At 56.5% G+C, this 2,506-nt stretch carries 1 rRNA gene (cut by a window edge); it reads left to right on the top strand.

Annotated features, from left to right (window positions below):
• Positions 1–2,474: ribosomal RNA gene (locus ACGFXC_RS37465) — 23S ribosomal RNA — on the top strand; it begins 177 nt to the left of the window's first position.
• Positions 2,475–2,506: the final 32 nt, after the last annotated feature.

Here is a 2,506-nt window from a genome sequence, read left to right as displayed (position 1 = left end):
GAGTCGTGACTGCGTGCCTTTTGAAGAATGAGCCTGCGAGTTAGCGGTGTGTAGCGAGGTTAACCCGTGTGGGGAAGCCGTAGCGAAAGCGAGTCCGAATAGGGCGATTGAGTTGCACGCTCTAGACCCGAAGCGGAGTGATCTAGCCATGGGCAGGTTGAAGCGGAGGTAAGACTTCGTGGAGGACCGAACCCACCAGGGTTGAAAACCTGGGGGATGACCTGTGGTTAGGGGTGAAAGGCCAATCAAACTCCGTGATAGCTGGTTCTCCCCGAAATGCATTTAGGTGCAGCGTCGTGTGTTTCTTGCCGGAGGTAGAGCACTGGATAGGCGATGGGCCCTACCGGGTTACTGACCTTAGCCAAACTCCGAATGCCGGTAAGTGAGAGCACGGCAGTGAGACTGTGGGGGATAAGCTCCATGGTCGAGAGGGAAACAGCCCAGAGCATCGACTAAGGCCCCTAAGCGTACGCTAAGTGGGAAAGGATGTGGAGTCGCAGAGACAACCAGGAGGTTGGCTTAGAAGCAGCCACCCTTGAAAGAGTGCGTAATAGCTCACTGGTCAAGTGATTCCGCGCCGACAATGTAGCGGGGCTCAAGCGTACCGCCGAAGTCGTGTCATTGCAGCAATAGGGCCAACGCCCGCTGTGATGGGTAGGGGAGCGTCGTGTGCCGGGTGAAGCAGCAGCGGAAGCTAGTTGTGGACGGTTCACGAGTGAGAATGCAGGCATGAGTAGCGATACACACGTGAGAAACGTGTGCGCCGATTGACTAAGGGTTCCTGGGTCAAGCTGATCTGCCCAGGGTAAGTCGGGACCTAAGGCGAGGCCGACAGGCGTAGTCGATGGACAACCGGTTGATATTCCGGTACCCGCTTTGAAACGCCCAATATCGAATCAGGCGATGCTAAGTCCGTGAAGCCGTTCCGGACCCTTCGGGGAAAGGAAAGTGGTGGAGCCGACGAACCAGACTTGTAGTAGGTAAGCGATGGGGTGACGCAGGAAGGTAGTCCAGCCCGGGCGGTGGTTGTCCCGGGGTAAGGGTGTAGGCCGAGGGGTAGGCAAATCCGTCCCTCATTAAGGCTGAGACCTGATGCCGAGCCGATTGTGGTGAAGTGGATGATCCTATGCTGTCGAGAAAAGCCTCTAGCGAGTTTCATGGCGGCCCGTACCCTAAACCGACTCAGGTGGTCAGGTAGAGAATACCGAGGCGTTCGGGTGAACTATGGTTAAGGAACTCGGCAAAATGCCCCCGTAACTTCGGGAGAAGGGGGGCCATCACTGGTGATCGGACTTGCTCCGTGAGCTGGGGGTGGCCGCAGAGACCAGCGAGAAGCGACTGTTTACTAAAAACACAGGTCCGTGCGAAGCCGTAAGGCGATGTATACGGACTGACGCCTGCCCGGTGCTGGAACGTTAAGGGGACCGGTTAGTGACCTTTCGGGGTTGCGAAGCTGAGAACTTAAGCGCCAGTAAACGGCGGTGGTAACTATAACCATCCTAAGGTAGCGAAATTCCTTGTCGGGTAAGTTCCGACCTGCACGAATGGCGTAACGACTTCTCGACTGTCTCAACCATAGGCCCGGTGAAATTGCACTACGAGTAAAGATGCTCGTTTCGCGCAGCAGGACGGAAAGACCCCGGGACCTTTACTATAGTTTGATATTGGTGTTCGGTTCGGCTTGTGTAGGATAGGTGGGAGACTTTGAAGCAGCCACGCCAGTGGTTGTGGAGTCGCCGTTGAAATACCACTCTGGTCGTGCTGGATGTCTAACCTCGGTCCGTGATCCGGATCAGGGACAGTGTCTGATGGGTAGTTTAACTGGGGCGGTTGCCTCCCAAAGGGTAACGGAGGCGCCCAAAGGTTCCCTCAGCCTGGTTGGCAATCAGGTGTTGAGTGTAAGTGCACAAGGGAGCTTGACTGTGAGACCGACGGGTCGAGCAGGGACGAAAGTCGGGACTAGTGATCCGGCGGTGGCTTGTGGAAGCGCCGTCGCTCAACGGATAAAAGGTACCCCGGGGATAACAGGCTGATCTTCCCCAAGAGTCCATATCGACGGGATGGTTTGGCACCTCGATGTCGGCTCGTCGCATCCTGGGGCTGGAGTCGGTCCCAAGGGTTGGGCTGTTCGCCCATTAAAGCGGTACGCGAGCTGGGTTTAGAACGTCGTGAGACAGTTCGGTCCCTATCCGCTGTGCGCGTAGGAATATTGAGAAGGGCTGTCCCTAGTACGAGAGGACCGGGACGGACGAACCTCTGGTGTGCCAGTTGTCCTGCCAAGGGCATGGCTGGTTGGCTACGTTCGGGAGGGATAACCGCTGAAAGCATCTAAGCGGGAAGCCTGCTTCAAGATGAGTATTCCCACCTCCTTGAGAGGGTAAGGCTCCCAGTAGACGACTGGGTTGATAGGCCAGATGTGGAAGCCCGGTAACGGGTGGAGCTGACTGGTACTAATAGGCCGAGGGCTTGTCCTCAGTTGCTCGCGTCCACTGTGTTAGTTCTGAAG

Origin of the sequence: Streptomyces sp. NPDC048507 (assembly GCF_043199995.1) — a bacterium.
GTDB lineage: Bacteria > Actinomycetota > Actinomycetes > Streptomycetales > Streptomycetaceae > Streptomyces.
Note: the sequence above shows the minus strand (reverse complement) of the source record. Positions and strands in the feature narration are given on the sequence as shown.